Origin of the sequence: Kaistia terrae (assembly GCF_026344005.1) — a bacterium.
Taxonomy (GTDB): domain Bacteria; phylum Pseudomonadota; class Alphaproteobacteria; order Rhizobiales; family Kaistiaceae; genus Kaistia; species Kaistia terrae.
The window spans coordinates 165888-183404 of record NZ_JAPKNH010000008.1; the positions used below are offsets into that span (position 1 = coordinate 165888).

The 17517-nt window shown below is 64.2% G+C and carries 14 protein-coding genes; 11 read left to right on the top strand and 3 right to left on the bottom strand.

Going from position 1 to position 17517, the window contains the following annotated elements; translation table 11 throughout:
• The first annotated feature begins 23 nt into the window (after window positions 1–23).
• Genes OSH12_RS20505 through OSH12_RS20530 form a run of 6 tightly spaced genes read left to right on the top strand, consistent with a single transcriptional unit; the run spans window position 24 to window position 8683 of the window.
• Window positions 24–1883 carry an extracellular solute-binding protein gene (locus tag OSH12_RS20505; protein WP_266345479.1) on the top strand — a complete coding sequence of 620 codons (1860 nt, stop codon included), beginning with the start codon at window positions 24–26 and terminating at the stop codon, window positions 1881–1883.
• Window positions 1880–3790, top strand: coding sequence for an extracellular solute-binding protein (locus OSH12_RS20510; protein ID WP_266345480.1), 1911 nt, complete (start codon window positions 1880–1882; stop codon window positions 3788–3790). The genes OSH12_RS20505 and OSH12_RS20510 overlap by 4 nt, the downstream gene beginning before the upstream one ends.
• Window positions 3791–3798: 8 nt before the next feature.
• Entirely contained in the window at window positions 3799–4911 is a 1113-nt protein-coding gene (locus OSH12_RS20515; RefSeq protein WP_266345481.1) for a microcin C ABC transporter permease YejB, read from the top strand.
• Window positions 4904–6052 carry an ABC transporter permease gene (locus OSH12_RS20520; protein ID WP_266345482.1) on the top strand — a complete coding sequence of 383 codons (1149 nt, stop codon included), beginning with the start codon at window positions 4904–4906 and terminating at the stop codon, window positions 6050–6052. The genes OSH12_RS20515 and OSH12_RS20520 overlap by 8 nt, the downstream gene beginning before the upstream one ends.
• Before the next feature lie 16 nt (window positions 6053–6068).
• Complete coding sequence (locus OSH12_RS20525; protein ID WP_266345483.1) at window positions 6069–7727, top strand: ABC transporter ATP-binding protein; 1659 nt, start codon at window positions 6069–6071, stop codon at window positions 7725–7727.
• Window positions 7724–8683 carry a 2-hydroxyacid dehydrogenase gene (locus tag OSH12_RS20530; protein ID WP_266345484.1) on the top strand — a complete coding sequence of 320 codons (960 nt, stop codon included), beginning with the start codon at window positions 7724–7726 and terminating at the stop codon, window positions 8681–8683. The genes OSH12_RS20525 and OSH12_RS20530 overlap by 4 nt, the downstream gene beginning before the upstream one ends.
• 36 nt (window positions 8684–8719) lie before the next feature.
• Here OSH12_RS20530 and OSH12_RS20535 read toward each other — a convergent pair whose 3' ends face one another.
• The 3 genes from OSH12_RS20535 to OSH12_RS20545 all read right to left on the bottom strand — a co-directional run bounded on the left by OSH12_RS20535 (window position 8720) and on the right by OSH12_RS20545 (window position 11491).
• Window positions 8720–9589: a C40 family peptidase gene (locus tag OSH12_RS20535; protein WP_266345485.1), complete on the bottom strand. Its 870-nt coding sequence runs from the start codon at window positions 9587–9589 to the stop codon at window positions 8720–8722.
• Window positions 9586–9936 carry a MarR family winged helix-turn-helix transcriptional regulator gene (locus tag OSH12_RS20540; protein ID WP_266345486.1) on the bottom strand — a complete coding sequence of 117 codons (351 nt, stop codon included), beginning with the start codon at window positions 9934–9936 and terminating at the stop codon, window positions 9586–9588. Before OSH12_RS20540 ends, OSH12_RS20535 begins: the two co-directional genes overlap by 4 nt.
• 166 nt (window positions 9937–10102) lie before the next feature.
• On the bottom strand, window positions 10103–11491 hold the full coding sequence (locus OSH12_RS20545; RefSeq protein WP_380224511.1) for a leucyl aminopeptidase family protein: 1389 nt from the start codon (window positions 11489–11491) through the stop codon (window positions 10103–10105).
• 202 nt (window positions 11492–11693) lie between these two features.
• Between OSH12_RS20545 and OSH12_RS20550 the strand changes: the two genes are divergently transcribed.
• From OSH12_RS20550 to OSH12_RS20570, 5 genes are all read left to right on the top strand, one after another.
• Window positions 11694–13262 carry an aromatic amino acid lyase gene (locus OSH12_RS20550; protein WP_266345488.1) on the top strand — a complete coding sequence of 523 codons (1569 nt, stop codon included), beginning with the start codon at window positions 11694–11696 and terminating at the stop codon, window positions 13260–13262.
• A gap of 63 nt (window positions 13263–13325) precedes the next feature.
• Window positions 13326–14237 (top strand): glycine betaine ABC transporter substrate-binding protein OsmF, encoded by a 912-nt coding sequence (osmF, locus tag OSH12_RS20555; protein ID WP_266345489.1) that lies wholly within the window; start codon window positions 13326–13328, stop codon window positions 14235–14237.
• Window positions 14238–14395: 158 nt separating this feature from the next.
• On the top strand, window positions 14396–15580 hold the full coding sequence (locus OSH12_RS20560) for an ABC transporter permease (RefSeq protein ID WP_266345490.1): 1185 nt from the start codon (window positions 14396–14398) through the stop codon (window positions 15578–15580).
• Window positions 15577–16515 carry an ABC transporter ATP-binding protein gene (locus OSH12_RS20565; RefSeq protein WP_266345491.1) on the top strand — a complete coding sequence of 313 codons (939 nt, stop codon included), beginning with the start codon at window positions 15577–15579 and terminating at the stop codon, window positions 16513–16515. The genes OSH12_RS20560 and OSH12_RS20565 overlap by 4 nt, the downstream gene beginning before the upstream one ends.
• A complete protein-coding gene (locus OSH12_RS20570; RefSeq protein ID WP_266345492.1) occupies window positions 16512–17270 on the top strand; it encodes an ABC transporter permease in 759 nt (252 codons plus the stop codon). Before OSH12_RS20565 ends, OSH12_RS20570 begins: the two co-directional genes overlap by 4 nt.
• The last annotated feature ends 247 nt before the right edge of the window (window positions 17271–17517 follow it).

The window sequence follows — 17517 nt, forward strand, 5'->3', positions numbered from 1 at the left end:
TAGCCAGCCGGAGAATCGCGTCCATGAAGTTTGTCGCCGCCGCCCTGTTCAGCCTTTCGCTGCTGCTGCCTGCGACAACCGGCGCGATGGCCGACGACGTCTGGCGGTCCTCGACCTCGCTGATCGGGGCGCCGAAATACGAAGACGGCTTCAAGCACTATGACTATGTCAATCCGGACGCGCCCAAGGGCGGCACGCTGAACCGAGCCGCCGTCGGCACGTTCGACAGTCTCAATCCCTACATCGTACAGGGCACGCCGGCGGCCGGCTTTGGCGCATTTGGCGGCGGCCTGCTCTACGACACGCTGATGGAACAGGCGACCGACCAGGCCGGTACGAATTACGGCCTGATCGCCGAAGCGCTCAGCTATCCCGATGATTTCGCCTGGGTGAAATTCCGCCTGAATCCGAAGGCGCGCTGGCATGACGGCAAGCCGATCACGCCGGAAGACGTCATCTGGTCGTTCGAGACGCTGAAGGCCCAGAGCCCGATGTACAACAAGTACTACGCCAATGTGGCCAAGGCGGAGATCACCGGAGACCGCGAGATCACTTTCACCTTCGACAAGGCGGGGAATCGCGAGCTGCCCAATATCATGGGCGACCTGGCGATCCTGCCCAAGCATTGGTGGGAAGGCTCGGACGCCAGCGGCAGGAAGCGCGACATCTCGAAGTCGACGCTCGAGGCGCCGCTCGGCTCCGGCCCCTACGCGATCGAATCCCTCTCGCCCGGCCGCCAGATCGTCTGGAAGCGTGTGGCGGATTATTGGGGCGCGGATCTGCCGACCCGCGTCGGCCGCAACAATTTCGATCGCATCAAGTTCGACTATTACCGCGACCCGAACGCCGCCTGGGAGGCCTTCAAGAAGGGAGGTCTCGATGACTACCGCCAGGAGAACCGCATCGGTCGCTGGACGACCGAATATGATTTTGACGCGGTCAAGCGCGGCAATGTGGTCCAGCGCTCCTTCCCCTATCACGCCGCCGGCCGCATGCAGGGCTATGTGCTCAACCAGCGCCGCGACAAGTTCCAGGACCCGCGCGTCCGCGAAGCGCTCAACTACGTCTTCGATTTCCAGACGATGAACCGCACGCTGTTCTTCGACAAATACAAGCGCATCGAGAGCTACTTCGCCGGCATCGACCTCGCTTCCAGCGGCCTTCCGGAAGGCAAGGAACTGGAAATCCTCGAAACGGTGCGCGATCAGGTTCCGCCTGAGGTCTTCACCACGCCGTTCAAGCTGCCGGTGAACGACACGCCGCAGGCGTTCCGCGACAATCTGCGCAAGGCTCTCTCCCTGCTCCAGGAAGCAGGCTGGGAGTTGAAGGGCAACCGACTGGTCAACGCCAAGTCAGGCGAACCCTTCACCATCGAGTTCCTCGAGAGCGACCCGTCCTTCGAGCGCGTCGTCGCGCCTTACATCCAGAATCTCAAGCGCATTGGCATCGACGCGCGACTTCGCGTTGTCGACACGGCGCAATATGTCGCCCGAACCAACGATTTCGACTTTGACGTCGTCTCGACCGTGATTGGCCAGTCGCAATCGCCCGGCAACGAGCAGCGCGAGATGTGGGGCTCGGCCGCCGCCGACGCACCCGGTAGCCGTAATCTGATGGGTATCAAGAACCCGGCCATCGACAAGCTGATCGACCGCGTCGTCTTCGCCACCAACCGCGAAGACCTCGTCGCCGCGACCCACGCGCTCGACCGCGTGCTGCTGTGGAATTATTATGTCGTGCCGCAATGGTACAGCGACACGATCAACGTCGCTTACTGGAACAAGTTCGGCATTCCGGAAAAGCAGCCCGACTATGTCGGCATCGACACCGATTCCTGGTGGATCGATCCGGCCAAGGAGAAGGCCCTGGGGGCCAAGCCTTGAGCAAACGGGCCTTGAACGACCCGCACCGCGCATCTGGCCTGACGCGCCGCGCCCTGCTCGCAGGCGCGGCGGCGGGGGCGACCGCTCCATGGATCGGCCTCTCGGCCCCGATCTCCGCCTCGGCGGCCGAAGCGACCGGCGCGCACGGGCTTTCGATCTTCGGCGACCTCAAATATCCGAGCGACTTCAAGCATTTCGACTATCTGAACGCGGATGCGCCAAAAGGCGGCAGCTTCATTTTCTCCGCGCCGAGCTGGTACTACAATCAGAACGCCTACACCTTCAACACGCTGAACGGCTTCACCTTCCGGGGCGACGCGCCGCCCCGTATCGAGCTCTGCTTCGACACGCTGATGGCCGCGGCGACCGATGAGCCCGGCTCGGCCTATGGCCTGATCGCCGAGAGCGTCACCGTTTCGGAAGACCGCAACATCTATGCGTTCCGCCTGCGCGACGGCGTGACGTTTAATGACGGCTCGGCGCTGACGGCCGACGACGTCGTCTTTTCGTTCCAGACACTGAAAGAGAAGGGCCATCCCGACATCTCGCAGTCGATCCGCGAGATGGTTTCGGTGACCGCCGAAGGACCGCGCGACGTCAAAATCGTGTTTTCCGGCAAGCAGAACCGCAAGGTGCCGCTGATCGTCGCCTCGACGCTGCCGATCTTCTCCAGAGCCTATTATGCCGGTCGCGATTTCGAAGCCTCGACCATGGACCCGCCGCTCGGCTCCGGCCCCTATCGCGTCGGCAAGGTCAGCCCCGGCCGCTCGATCGAATACCAGCGCGTCGCCGACTATTGGGGCAGGGATCTGCCGGTCGCCGTCGGAGCCTATAATTTCGATCGTATCCGGGTCGAATTCTACCAGGACGACGAGGTGCAGTTTCAGGCCTTTGCCAAGGGCGAGATCACGTTTCGCGAAGAGGTCTCGTCCAAGACCTGGGCAACGGGCTATGATTTTCCCGCCGTTCGCGACGGCCGGGTGCAAAAGCCATCCTTCCCGGCAGAGCGTCGGCCAGACATGTATGGCTGGTTCTTCAACCTGCGCCGCGCCAAATTCGCCGATCCGCGCACCCGCCAGGCGATCGGCATGGCGCTCGACTTCCCCTGGACCAACAAGAACCTGTTCTTCGGGCTTTATGTCCGCTCGACCTCGTTCTTCGAAAAGTCGGACTTTGCCGCGACCGGCCTGCCCAGCCCGGCCGAATTGGCACTGCTCGAACCGTTCCGGAACCAGCTTCCCGCCGAAGCATTCGGTCTGGCTGTTATGCCGCCGGAGGCCGATGGCAGCGGTCGCGACCGCAAGCTTTTGCGCCAAGCCTCCACCCTGCTGACCGAGGCGGGCTGGCAGCGGAAAGGCAATGACCTGGTCAATGCATCCGGCGAGACGCTGGCGCTGGAGTTCCTCATCCAGTCGCAGGCCTTCGAGCGCGTCTTGTCGCCGCTGATCGCCAATCTGAAGGCAATCGGCGTCAAAGCCTCGATGCGGATGGTCGATGCGGCGCAATATCAAAGCCGCAAGAACGACTTCGATTTCGACATCATGGCGCATCGCATCATGTTCGACGCCACGCCGATCGATGGCATCGAGCAGATCTTTGGCTCGGCAAGCGCGGATGTTCCGAGCGGTTCCAATCTCGCGGGCCTGAAGCATCCGGTGGTCGACGCCCTGGTGGCGCGCGCGGCGAATGTCAGGGATCGTGCCGAACTGGAGACGTTGATGCGCGGACTGGACCGCGTGCTCAGATCGCTTCATATCTGGTTTCCGGCCTGGCTTTCGACGGCGCATCGCGTCGCCGTCTGGGATATGTTCGGCTGGCCGGATACAAAACCGGACTTCGGCTTCTCGCCGGAATCGACATGGTGGCAGGATAACGCCAGGGCTGCCGCCATCGGCAAAGCCGGCTAGGGATACAGATGGCAGCCTATATCTTCCGACGCATTCTCCTGATGATCCCGACGATTTTCGGCATCATGGCGATCAGCTTCATCATCATCCAGTTCGCACCGGGCGGACCGATTGAGCGCGTCATCGCGCAGCTTTCCGGCAATGATGTCTCGGCCACCAGCCGGATCGGCGGCGGCGGTGGCGCGGATGCCGGCATGGGCGGTCAGGATCGAACGCTGGGCAGCGCGCCGGTCTCGTCAAAGTATCGCGGCGCGCAGGGTCTCGATCCCGAATTCATCGCCAAGCTCGAAAAGCAGTTCGGTTTCGACAAGCCGCCGTTGGAGCGCTTCGGCCTGATGCTTTGGAACTACATCCGCTTCGATTTCGGCCAGAGCTATTTTCGCGATATCGGCGTGCTGGAGCTGATCAAGGAAAAGCTGCCAGTCTCGATTTCACTCGGGCTCTGGATGACGCTGATTTCCTACGGAATCTCGATCCCGCTCGGCGTCGCCAAGGCCGTGCGCGACGGCGCCCGCTTCGATGTCTGGACCTCGGCGGTCATCGTCGTCGGTTATGCGATTCCGGGCTTCCTGTTCGCCATCCTGCTGGTTGTTCTGTTCGCCGGCGGCAGCTTCTTCGACTGGTTCCCGCTGCGGGGGCTGACCTCGGACAATTTCGCCAGCCTGTCGCTCGGCGGCAAGATCGTCGACTATTTCTGGCATATCGCGCTGCCGATCATCGCCATGTCGCTCTCGGCCTTCGCGACGACGACGCTTCTGACCAAGAACTCGTTCCTCGACGAGATCCGGAAGCAATATGTCGTCACGGCCCGGGCCAAGGGGCTGTCGGAGCGCAAGGTTCTCTACGGCCATGTCTTCCGCAATGCGATGCTGATCGTTATCGCCGGTTTCCCCGGTGCGTTCATCTCGGCCTTCTTCGCCGGTTCGCTGCTGATCGAGACGATCTTCTCGCTCGATGGGCTCGGCCTGCTCGGCTTCGAATCCGTCATCAACCGCGATTATCCGGTCGTGTTCGCGACCCTGTTCATCTTCTCGCTGATGGGCCTCGTCATCGGCCTGCTCTCCGATCTGACCTACACCTGGATCGATCCGCGCATCGATTTCGAACGGCGGGATGTCTGACGTGACCGATGTCTCTGTGCAAGCCCGCGAAATCGAGCCGCGCCGCATGGCGCTTTCGCCGCTCAACCTTCGCCGCTGGGCCAATTTCAAGGCGCACCGGCGCGGGTATTGGTCGCTCTGGCTGTTCCTTGCCCTGTTCGGGCTGACGCTCGCCTCCAACTTTATCGCCAATGACCGGCCGCTGCTCGCTTCCTACAAGGGCGAACTGCTGCTGCCGGTGTTTGCCGATTATCCGGAAGAGAAGTTCGGCGGCTTCCTGGCGACGACCAATTTCCGCGATCCGTTCATCCAGGAAGAGATCAACGCCAATGGCTGGATGATCTGGCCGCCGATCCGCTATTCGTTCGACACCGTCAATAACGACATGGCGACACCGGCGCCCGCCCCGCCCTGGTGGATGATTCCGAAGGAAGACCGCTGCCGCGCCTATCCGCTGGGCGACGCCGACCCCAATTGCACCATCGGCAATTTCAACTGGATGGGCACAGACGACCAGGGCCGCGATGTCGTCTCGCGCCTGCTCTATGGCGTTCGTCTCTCGGTTCTGTTCGGCCTGGTGCTGACCATCGTCTCCTCGGCGGTCGGCATCCTCGCCGGTGCCGTGCAGGGCTATTTCGGCGGCTGGCTCGACCTGATCTTCCAGCGCTTCATCGATATCTGGACCTCGCTGCCCGAGCTCTACATCCTGCTGATCATGGCCTCGATCCTGGTGCCGAGCTTCTGGGTGCTGTTGGGCATCCTGCTGCTGTTCTCCTGGGTGAGGCTCGTCGGATTGGTGCGCGCCGAATTCCTGCGGGCGCGAAACTTCGAATATGTCCGCGCCGCCCGGGCGCTTGGCGTCAAGAACCGCACCATCATCGTGCGCCACGTCCTGCCCAACGCCATGGTGGCGACGTTGACCTTCCTGCCCTTCATCCTGAACGGCTCGATCACGACGCTGACCTCGCTCGACTTCCTCGGCTTCGGCCTGCCGCCCGGCTCGCCGTCGCTCGGCGAACTTTTGGCGCAAGGCAAAAACAATCTTCAGGCGCCCTGGCTCGGCCTGACCGGCTTCTTCGTCATCTCGGTGATTTTGAGCCTGCTGGTCTTCATCGGCGAGGCCGTGCGCGACGCCTTCGACCCCAGAAAGACGTTCGGCTGAAATGATGGACAAGACCATGACAGCCGAGACAGGCAAGACTCCATTGGACAAGCCGCCTCTCCTCTCCGTCGAGGATTTATCCGTCCACTTCCATCAGGGCGAAACGCACACCATCGCCGTCGACCGGATCTCGTTCACGGTCGGGCGCGGCGAGACGGTCGCGCTTGTGGGTGAGTCCGGATCCGGCAAGTCGGTGACGGCGCTCTCCGTGCTGAAGCTGCTGCCCTACCCCTCGGCCGAACATCCGACAGGCAAGATCCTGCTCGACGGCAAGGATCTGCTGACCGTCAGCGAGCGCGAGCTTCGCAAGGTGCGCGGCAACGACGTCACCATGATCTTCCAGGAGCCGATGAGCTCGCTCAATCCGCTGCACACGATTGCGCAGCAGATCGGCGAGATCCTGACGATCCATCGCGGCATGTCAGGCAAGGCAGCCGAAAAGCGCATTCTCGAACTTTTGGCCGAAGTCGGGATCCGCGACGCCGAAAAGCGCCTCAACGCCTATCCGCACCAGCTTTCGGGCGGCCAGCGCCAGCGCGTCATGATCGCCATGGCGCTCGCCAATGAGCCGGACCTGCTGATCGCCGACGAACCGACCACGGCACTCGACGTCACCGTGCAGGCGCAGATCCTGAAACTCCTGAAGGAAATCCAGACCCGCACCGGCATGGCGCTGCTGTTCATCACCCACGACCTCGGCATCGTGCGCAAGATCGCCGACCGGGTCTGCGTGATGACCAAGGGCAAGATTGTCGAGCAGGGGCCGACCAGGCAGATCTTCGACCACCCGCAGCACAGCTACACCCAGCATCTGCTGGCAGCCGAACCCAAGGGCGCCCCGCCGCCGGCCGACGAGACGGCCCCCGTCGTTATCGAAGCCCATGACCTAAAGGTCTGGTTTCCGATCAAGCGCGGCATTTTCCGGCGCACGGTCGACAACATCAAGGCGGTCGACGGCATCGACGTCGGTGTGCGGCGCGGCCAGACGCTTGGCGTGGTCGGCGAATCCGGATCCGGCAAGACGACGCTCGGCCTCGCCATGATGCGGTTGATCAGTTCCAAGGGCGCCATCGACTTCAAGGGCGAGCGCATTGACGGGCGCGGCTTCCAGGCCATGCGGCCGCTGCGCCGGCACATGCAGATCGTCTTCCAGGACCCGTTCGGCTCACTCAGCCCGCGCATGTCGGTCGGTGAAATCGTCGCCGAAGGACTTCGCGTGCACGAGCCGCAACTCTCGTTCCGCGAGCGTGAAAAGCGTGTGGCGCAGGGGCTGGAGGAAGTCGGCCTCGACCCGGCGACCCGCCACCGCTATCCGCACGAATTCTCCGGCGGCCAGCGCCAGCGCATTGCGATTGCCCGCGCCATGGTGCTGGAGCCGCAATTCGTCATGCTCGACGAGCCGACCTCGGCGCTCGACATGTCTGTCCAAGCGCAGGTCGTCGACCTGTTGCGGGACCTGCAGAAGCGGCACGGCCTCGCCTATCTGTTCATCAGCCACGACCTGAAAGTCGTGCGCGCGCTCGCCAACGAAGTCGTCGTCATGCGCGGCGGCAAGGTGGTCGAGCGCGGCACATCGGAACAGATCTTTACCGCGCCCGAGACCGATTACACCCGCGCCCTGATCGCAGCCGCCTTCTCGATCGAGACGGCCCCGGAAGGCATCGTTTCGCAATGACCGAGAAGACCGTTCTGCCGGGCGTCCTGATCGCCTCCGGCAATTGGGCGCCCGAACCATGGGCTGTTCCCTTCGCCAGCGAACCGCATCGTCCGGTGGCGACTTGGCCGAACGTGCCGGACCGCGAAGCGATCCACTATGTGCTGGCCTGGCGCCCGCCGGCAGAAGCCTTTGCCGATCTGCCCAACCTCAAGGCCGTGTTCTCGCTCGGTGCCGGCGTCGATCACGTGGTTGGCAACGAAGCCTTGCCGGACGTGCCGATCGTCCGCGTCGTCGATCCCGACCTCACCACCCGCATGACCGAATGGGTGACGCTGCAGGTCTTGCTGCACCATCGCCAGCATCTCGCCTATGCCCGCCAGCAGGCCGCCCATATTTGGCACGAACTGCGCCAGCCTGTGGCCAACGACGTCCGCGTCGGCATCATGGGGCTGGGGGAACTCGGCCGTGATGCAGCGGAAGTTCTGGTTCGCCTCGGCTTCCAGATCGCGGGCTGGAGCCGGTCGGCCAAGGACATTCCCGGCATCGAGACTTTCCATGGCGAGGACGGGCTGACGGCCATTCTGGGCCGCACCGACATACTCGTCGCGCTCGTACCGCTAACGCCGGATACGCGTGGCATGCTCAACGCGTCGGTCTTCGACCGGTTGGCCAAGGATGGCGCGCTCGGTGGGCCCGTGCTGATCAATGGTGGTCGCGGTGGCCTGCAGGTTGAAGCCGACATTCTCGCGGCGCTTGACGATGGCCGGCTGATTGGCGCCAGCCTCGACGTTTTCGAGCCGGAGCCGCTAGGCCCCGACAGCCCGTTCTGGAATCACCCTCGCGTGATCCTGACACCGCATGTCGCCGCCTCCAGCGAAGCCAGCGTGCTTGCCGACAGCATCCACCGCCAGATCCTCGACTTCGAGGCCGGAAAGCCGCTCGGCAATCTGGTCGATGTGTCCCGCGGGTACTGAGCGAAGAGATTACGGCGCCGCTCGCGGGCCGAAAAACTAGGGAAGCGGTCGCCGGACCGACGTCACGGCGATTCCTGCCCGGTTGTAGCGCGCCAGCACATCGGAAAGCGGCTCGGAAACGACCGCCATCTGAAACCCGCTCGCATGCAACAGCGTCGCCGGGTCGCGCAGAATGCCGACATGGCCATTCCAGAAGAGCAGGTCGCCACGCCGAAGTTCGCCGTCGAGACCGCTCTCGACCTGTGAGCCAATCGCGCTTTCCTGCAGAGCGGTGTCGCGCGGCACAGGGACGCCTGTTGCCGCGAGCGAAAGCTGCACAAGGCCCGAACAATCTAAGCCGAGGCTGGAGCGGCCGCCCCAGAGATAGGGCGTTTCCAGGAAACGCTCGGCAACGCGAACGAAGTCCGAGTCAAAAGCCTCGTCCACTGCCGTGACATGGCGCGCAACGACGGCGCCGCTGAAATCCGCCAGCCAACGATATTGCGTGCCGCGCGTCTCCGCTTCCTGGCCAAGCGCCAGCAGGCTGCCCATGGACAACGCCGCGACCGGCGGAAATTTCAAGTCGGCGGCCGAATAGACGAAGGTGCGCAGTGCGGTCACCCGGTGTGTCGGCACCGGATCGACCGGACCCAGCGCGTCGGACGAGACATAGCCGACATAGGCATCGGTCTCGAGTTGCACCCAGGCCCAGCCTTCCGCCGTCTGCTCGAACACACGCACCAATTCGCCCATCAGCGCTTCGCTGTCGATCAGCGCGTCGGAACGGGGCGCGCGACGCATCGGTGTCGATGGCACCACAATGCGACGCAAATCGCCTTCGACGAAACGCTCGGCCTCGACATGGCCCCGAAGCCGGGCATCGGCGAGATCGGGCCGGAAAGCATTCTCGCGAGCATCGAGGGTCAAAGCGGCAATTCCCTGTGTCGGGCGATGACAAGGTCGCCAAGACGCTCGACGGCCAGCGCGCCGGCGACAGTCCTTTGGATCACGACATTGCGGCGATCCTTGTCGTCGCGATGGCGGCTGACAAGACCGAGCCGGCCCATCGTGTCGAGCGCGCGGGTTATCGCCGGCTTGGTGACACCCAGCTTGGTCGCCAGCCCCCGCACCGTATGCGGGGGCATTTCGAGATAGACGGTCAGGAGCACGGCCATCTGCCGGGCCGAAAGGTCATGCTCGCCGTCGCGCACCAGATCGAAAGTGACGTCATGCCAGAGGCGGAGCGCCTGCGTCGGACGCAATTCGATGGGCATGGACGGCTCCCCTGAAACATCCGTGATCGTTTCGGACCCGTTCTATTTAAGCCTTCGCCTCACACCTTCACAAGTCGCGTGTTTTTCTCCAGCCGCTATGTCGTCATCCCAGCGCCGAATGAGAGCGACGCCGGAAGCTAGGTCCGCACCAGACCGGACTGGTGAGCTAGGCAGTTCCAAACCGTTCTTCGATCAACGAGAACAGCGCACGGATCGTCTGCGCTTCGCCGCCTTCGGGCTTGCCGGGCTTGCCCGATGGGTTCCAGGCGTAGATATCGCCATGCATCCAGGAGATCGACTTGGGAACGAAACGATCGAGGAACAGCGCCGCCGTGATCGAGCCGGCAAAGCCGCCGGCGCCGGCATTGTTGATATCGGCGATCTTGGAATCGATCATCGCCTCATAGGGTGCCCAGAGCGGCAATCGCCACAGCGGATCCGAACGCAGCGCCGCATGGCGAGCGAGATCGGCAGCCAGTTGCTCATCATGCGTGAAGACGGCGGGAATTTCCGGGCCGAGCGCGACACGGGCAGCACCCGTCAGCGTCGCGAGATCAATCAGCAATGCCGGGTTATCTTCCGCTGCGACGGCCAGGGCATCAGCGAGGATCAGCCGACCTTCGGCATCCGTATTGCCGATCTCGACCGTGACGCCGGCTCGCGAGCGCAACACATCGCCGGGCCGGAAAGCGGGACCGGAAATGGCATTTTCCACGGTGGGCACGAGCATGCGCAGCCGAACCGGCAGCTTGGCGTCCATGATCATATGAGCCAGGCCCATCGTATTGGCGGCCCCGCCCATATCCTTCTTCATCAGGAGCATGCCGCTCGACGGCTTGATGTCGAGCCCGCCCGTATCGAAGGTAACGCCCTTGCCGACCAGCGTGACCTTCGGATGCGATGGATCGCCCCAGACCAGATCGACGAGGCGCGGTTCACGATCGGCATCGGCCGCGCGACCGACCGCATGGATCATCGGCAGATTGGCCGAGATCAGCTCCCGCCCGACTATCTCGCTGACCGAGGCGCCGAAACGGGCGCCGAGCGAGTGGATCGCAGCCGACAGTTCGGCAGGGCCGAGGTCGCTCGCCGGCGTGTTGATGAGGTCGCGAACCATGCTGATGGCACGCGCCATGCCGCGTGCCCGCGCACCGTCGGCGCCTTTGGGCAGCACAAGACGGGGGACCGGCGCGGGATTGGTCTTGTAGCGCTCGAAGCGATAATTGCCGAGCGCCCAGCCAACGGCGCCCAACGCCGGATCCGGCAGGTCGCCGACGAATTCATAGTCGCCCTGCGGCAGGATCATCGGCAGCTTGCCCGTGATCAGCGGTGTCGAACGGCGGCTATCGGGACGACCAAGCCCGAACAGCACCCTTCCGATGACGCCGCTGGCATTGGCGATGATAGTCACGGCACCGGCCGCGGCATCGAAACCGGTCGAGCGCGCCCAGGCCGCCTCGACATCGCCGATCGACGCCAACAAAGCCTCCAGCCCGTCCGGCTGTACGGCGTGGATGGGGATCGCGACGTCGGAACGGTCGATCAGGCTGTCGATCACGGTATTCACCCTTGATAGCTTCGATTCGCGATGGGGCCGATCATGGCCTTGCGCCTTGCCGGGATCAATTGCGCCGCGATGACGCTGTCATGGCAGTGCGCCGGGAAGCTCTGTTCCCTTTCTCAGAAGGTAGCTGACCTCGGCAATTATCGGCTAAGCTGGCGCGGCGCGATATTCCCGCCGGCCACCAAAGGACATCATGCCACCTGCAGCCGAAGTTCTCCTCGACGATCGGGCCGGATCGCCCCGCGACACCATTATCCTGGACGGCTCGGCACTCCGCCTTTCAACCTTGTCGCTGATCGGCCGGAACCTGCTGCATGTGGTGCCATGCGAAGTGCGACTGGTCGAAGTCCAGAAAGCCTTTGAGGCGGTGCGCGGCGCCGTCGAGGGAGGACGATCGCTCTATGGCGTAACGACAGGCGTCGGCGCCATCAAGGATCGCTCGATCGCTCTGGCGGCCTCGGCCGACCGAACCGATCTGGTTCGCGCTCACCATTTCGGCGTCGGCGAACCGTTGCCGCCCGAAATCGTCCGCGCCGGCATCGCCATTCGGGTCAATACGGCGCTTTCCGGCATGGTCGGTTGCAGCCCGGAACTGGTCCGCGCCTATGTCGCGGCGCTCGACGCCGACATCGTCCCCGTCGTTCGCCGGCTCGGCTCGATCGGCGCCGCCGATATCGGGCTGATGAGCCAGGTCGCGACCGCCCTGGCCGGCGAGGGCCAGGTCTTCCATCACGGCGTGCTGAAATCGGCCGAGGAAGCCCTGCGCGCAGACGGGCTGACGCCGCTGGTATTTCGGCTGAAGGACGCGCTTTCCGCCGTCAGCACCAACGCTCTGACGGTCGCCAGCGCTGGCGCGACGCTGATCGAGGCGGCACAGTTGGTCCGTGTCGCCATGGCAACCGGTTCCAGCGCCGCCGCGGCGCTGCGCGCCTCGCCGGAACCCTGGCGGGTGGCGATGCGCATCGGTTCGCCGCGCGAGGCCGCCGCCGGCGCGGTGCTGACCGCGGTCGCGGACGCGTTTCCCTGGGCGCCGGCCACCCATCTGCATGACCCGCTCAGCCTGCGCATGATGGCGCAGATCTTTGGGGCTTCGGCCGGCGTCGTCGCCTTCGCGGCAGCCGCCGTGGAAGCTGCGACAGCGCGACCAGACGACAATCCGGTCGTCATCGACGGCATTCCGATGACCTCAGGCGGCTCGCTGCCGCTCGAACTGGCGCTGACGCTGCAATCGGTAGGACCTGGCCTCGCCCATCTCGCCCGCAACATCCTGAACCGCGTCATCCTGATCGCCAATGGCGGGCGTGGCGTTCTGCCGGCCAACCTCGTTTCGGAGACGACCGACGCGACCGGCTTCGGACCCCTGGTCAAGCTCGCAGGCGACCTCGCCAGCCGCGTCATGGCCGAACTGGCGCCGGTTTCGACCATGCCGCTGCTGATCGCCGGCGGCATGGAGGATGAGGCGATGTTCGCGCCGTTGATCGTCGAGAGACTGAACCGGCAGATCGAGGCGTTGAAAATGCTGACTGCCATCGAGGCCCTGCTGGCAGCACAGGGGCTCGACATGCAGGGCTTGAAGCCGACTGGCCTGGTGGCGGTGGTTTATGACTCCGTCCGCGCCGAAGTCGCCTTCCTGGACAAGGACCGCGCGCTATCGCTGGATCTCTTGACCATCGAGCGCAACCTTTTCCAGCCGACGATCTTGGAAACAGTCAGGAATTTCTACGAATCCATCACAACAGACGAATTGATTTTCTCGCGCTGACGTTGGCGCAACCGTAAGAAGAACGAGACCCGCCAGATCCACCGACAATAGAGGAACGTCATCATGAAAGCCTTGAAGACCCTTGCGGCCGCCGCCGCGCTCCTCGCCTCGCTGGGCGCGGCACAGGCGGCCGATGTCGTCGTTTCGTCCAAGATCGATACCGAAGGAACGCTGCTGGGCAACGTCATTGCGCAGGTGCTCGAAGCGAACGGGATCACGGTCGAGGACCGCATCTCGCTCGGCGGCACACCGGTCGTGCGCAAGGCGATTGCGGCCGGCGAGATCGACATCTATCCGGAATACACCGGCAACGCGGCCTTCTTCTTCAACAAGGCGGACGACCCGGTCTGGAAGGACGCCGCCAAGGGTTTCGAGACGGCCAAGACGCTCGACTATGACGCCAACAAGATCGTCTGGCTGTCGCCATCGCCCGCCAACAACACCTGGGCAATTGGTCTTCGCGACGACGTCGCCAACGGCAACAATCTGAAATCGCTCAGTGATTTCGGCAAGTGGGTCGCCGGCGGCGGCAAGGTGAAGCTGGCCGGCTCGGCCGAGTTCGTCAATTCGGCAGCAGCCCTCCCCGCCTTCCAGACCGCCTATGGCTTCGCGCTGAAGCCCGAGCAATTGCTGGTTCTCTCTGGCGGCGACACCTCGGCGACGATCAAGGCGGCGGCTGAACAGACAGACGGCGTCAACGCCGCGATGGTCTATGGCACGGACGGCGCGATCCAGGCAGCCGGCCTCATCGTGCTTGACGACGACAAGTCGGTACAGCCGGTCTACCAGCCGGCGCCGATCGTGCGCGAGGAAGTGCTGAAGAAATTCCCGAAGATCGAGGAAGTGCTGAAGCCTGTCTTCGCCTCGTTCGACCTGAAGACATTGCAGGATCTGAACGGCCGCATCCAGGTTGGCGGCGAACCGGCGAAGGAGGTTGCCAAGGCCTACCTGACCCAGAAGGGCTTCCTGAAGTAATCGAAGCGCCCGCATCGAGCTTCACGTGAAACCCGGATGGCGCCCGAGCGGCGCCGTCCGGCACTGTTAACAGCCTGTCGCGCTGTTAGCCCTCCGTTAACCTTGCGGTACGCCGAATTGGCTTTAAGCTCCGAACCAACCGAAGGGAGCTATCCGGCGTGACGGAAGCCAGCCAGACCGCAGCCCCAGCCCAGACCTCCCGCCTCGACCGCGTCGGCATCGTCGTGGCGGCGATCGCCATCCTCGGCATGGATTGGCAATCCTTCGCGACGCTGAAACCGAACCGCCTGATCTCCGGACAGGGGCTGAGCCTCGGCGCCTCGCTGCCGACCTTGTGGGCGGCGATCGGCATCGGCTTCCTGTCGATCGCCACCATCGTCGCCGTGTTGCGCACCGGCGCCTGGCTCCGACTGGCGGTCGGGATCGGATCGCTCCTGGTTCTTGCCGTGCTGATCGGCATCGTGCCCGCGACGGTCGTCCCGCCCGAAAATACCTTTGCCCGCGTTTCACCGGCCTCCGGCTTCTGGCTGATGGCGTTTGCCTTCGCGGTGATGACCACCGACGCCGTCGCCAAGCTGCAACTCGGCCCCTTGGCCAGGATCGCCATGCTTCTGGGCGCAGCGGTAGCGGTGGCTGTGATCCTTGGCTCCGGCCATTGGGACGGACTATCGATCCTCAAGGAATACGCTACCAACTCGCAAAAATTCTGGCGCGAGGGGGCGAAACATATCGAGCTGGCGCTGGGTTCGCTCGCGGCCGCGATTGTCATCGGCCTGCCGCTCGGCATCGCCTGCCATCGCAACGCGACGCTGCGCGGCATCACGCTGCCTGTGCTCAACGTCATCCAGACCGTGCCGTCGATGGCGATGTACGGGCTAATGATCGTGCCGCTCGGGCTGCTCGCCGCCTGGTCGCCGCTCGCCGCCTCGCTCGGCATTCGCGGCATCGGCACGGCGCCGGCGCTGATCGCGCTGTTCCTCTATTCGCTGCTGCCGGTGGTCGCCAACACGGTCGTCGGTCTCGGCGAGGTCCGCCGCTCGGTGGTCGAGGCGGCCGAAGGCATGGGCATGACCAAGTTCCAGCGCCTGTTCCAGGTCGAGCTGCCGCTGGCGCTGCCGGTCATCCTCACCGGCATCCGCATCGTGCTGGTGCAGAATATCGGCCTCGTCACCATCGCCGCCCTGATCGGCGGCGGCGGTTTTGGCACCTTCGTGTTCCAGGGCATCGGCCAGGCCGCCACCGACCTCGTCCTGCTCGGCGCGGTTCCCACCATCGCGCTCGCCTTCACCGCCGCCATCCTTCTCGATGCGGCCATCGAGCTTTCCGAAAGGCGCCGGCTTTGATCGAACTCGAGAATGTCAGCCGCCGCTTCGGCGACCAGGTCGCTGTCGACGACGTCTCCTTCACCGTCGAGCGCGGCACCATCACCGTCATCGTCGGCACGTCCGGCTCCGGCAAGTCGACGACGCTCAGGATGATCAACCGCCTGATCGAGCCCTCCTCCGGCACGATCCGGATCGACGGCAAGGACACGGCTTCCGTCTCCGGCGAGGAGCTTCGGCGCGGCATCGGCTATGTCATCCAGGGCAACGGCCTGTTCCCGCACTGGACGGTCGCCCGCAACATCGCCACCGTGCCGACCCTGCTCGGCTGGGATTCTTCCAAGATCGCCAGGCGCGTCGACGAACTCCTGTCTCTCTTCAGCATGAAGCCGGAGGATTTCGCCAAAAAATTCCCGCACCAGCTTTCCGGCGGCGAACAGCAGCGCGTCGGCGTCGCCCGGGCGCTGGCGGCCGAGCCCGGCCTTCTGCTGATGGACGAGCCGTTCGGCGCGCTCGACCCGATCATCCGCGCCAAGGCGCAGGAAGACCTGCTCGCCGTGCAACGGCGGCTCGGCATCACGGTCGTGCTGGTGACGCATGACATGGAAGAGGCCATCCATCTCGGTCACAAGATCGCCGTCATGGATGGCGGCAAGCTGCTGCAATATGCGCCGCCGGCGGAAATCCTCGCCAAGCCGGCGCATGGCTTTGTCGAAAAGCTGGTCAATGGCGTCGACCGGCCGTTCCGGCTGCTGTCGCTAGCCCCGGTTTCGTCCATCGTCGAACCCGGCACCGCCGAGGGCCCGCCCATCGCGGCAACGGCGACGCTGCGCGATGCGCTGTCCGAACTGCTCTGGCACCAGCGCGAGGCACTGCCGGTAGCAGGCCCGGACGGCGCGCTGGTTGGCCGCATCTCGCTCGCGTCGCTCCGCGCTCATGCCGGGGTGCCCGCGTGAGCCGCATCATCGGTCCCCTTTTCCGATTGGCGGCGCTGGCGCTGCTGCTGGCGCTCGTCCTCCGACCGGAGTGGTTCGAGCCGATCCTAAAACCGTTCACCGAGAACAACGCGCCGGTCATCTACAATCAGGGCAGCCTGCTCAGCCTGACGCTCTATCATCTCGGCCTGGTCGCCGTCGCCAGCCTGATCGGCGCCGCGCTGGCGCTGGTGATGGGCGTGTTCGTGACGCGAAAAGTCGGCGAGGAATTCTTGCCGCTGTCGCGTAGCCTGGTGAATATCGGCCAGACCTTTCCGCCCGTCGCCGTGCTGGCTCTGGCAGTGCCGGTGGTTGGCTTCGGCCTGAAGCCGACGCTGATCGCGCTGGTGCTCTACGGCCTGCTGCCGATCTTCGAGAACACCATAACCGGGCTCAAGGAAGTGCCTGCGAATGTCGTCGAAGCGGCGCGCGGCATGGGCCTCAACCCAACGCAGCAGCTGTTTCGCGTCGAGTTGCCGCTGGCGCTGCCGGTCATTCTCGCCGGCATAAGGCTTTCGGTTGTCATCAACATGGGCACGGCGACGATCGGCTCGACGGTCGCGGCGAAAGGGCTGGGCGAGGTGATCATCGCCGGGCTTTTGACCTCCAACACCTCGTTCATCCTGCAGGGCGGCATCATCGTCGCGCTGCTGGCGGTGCTGATCTACGACGCGTTGTCGATCATCGAGCGCCGGGTCGCCAAGCGGACGGGTAGGCTGGCCGAGGTTACGGGGTGATGGCGGCCTCTCCCTCGCTCCGGCGTCATCCCGGCGAAGGCCGGGATCCAGGAACACCGGCCTGGGACCAGACGGCAGGGACAGAGGTTATGGACCCCGGCCTTCGCCGGGGCGACGGCTATGTATGGCCCACAGGCTTCCTTCGAGACGCGACCTTCCGGCCGCCCCTCAGGATGTTAGGGTTGGGCGCTTTGCTGGGTTGGCCTTCTATCTAGAACAAGATCCATCTGGATCGATTCCGACTCTT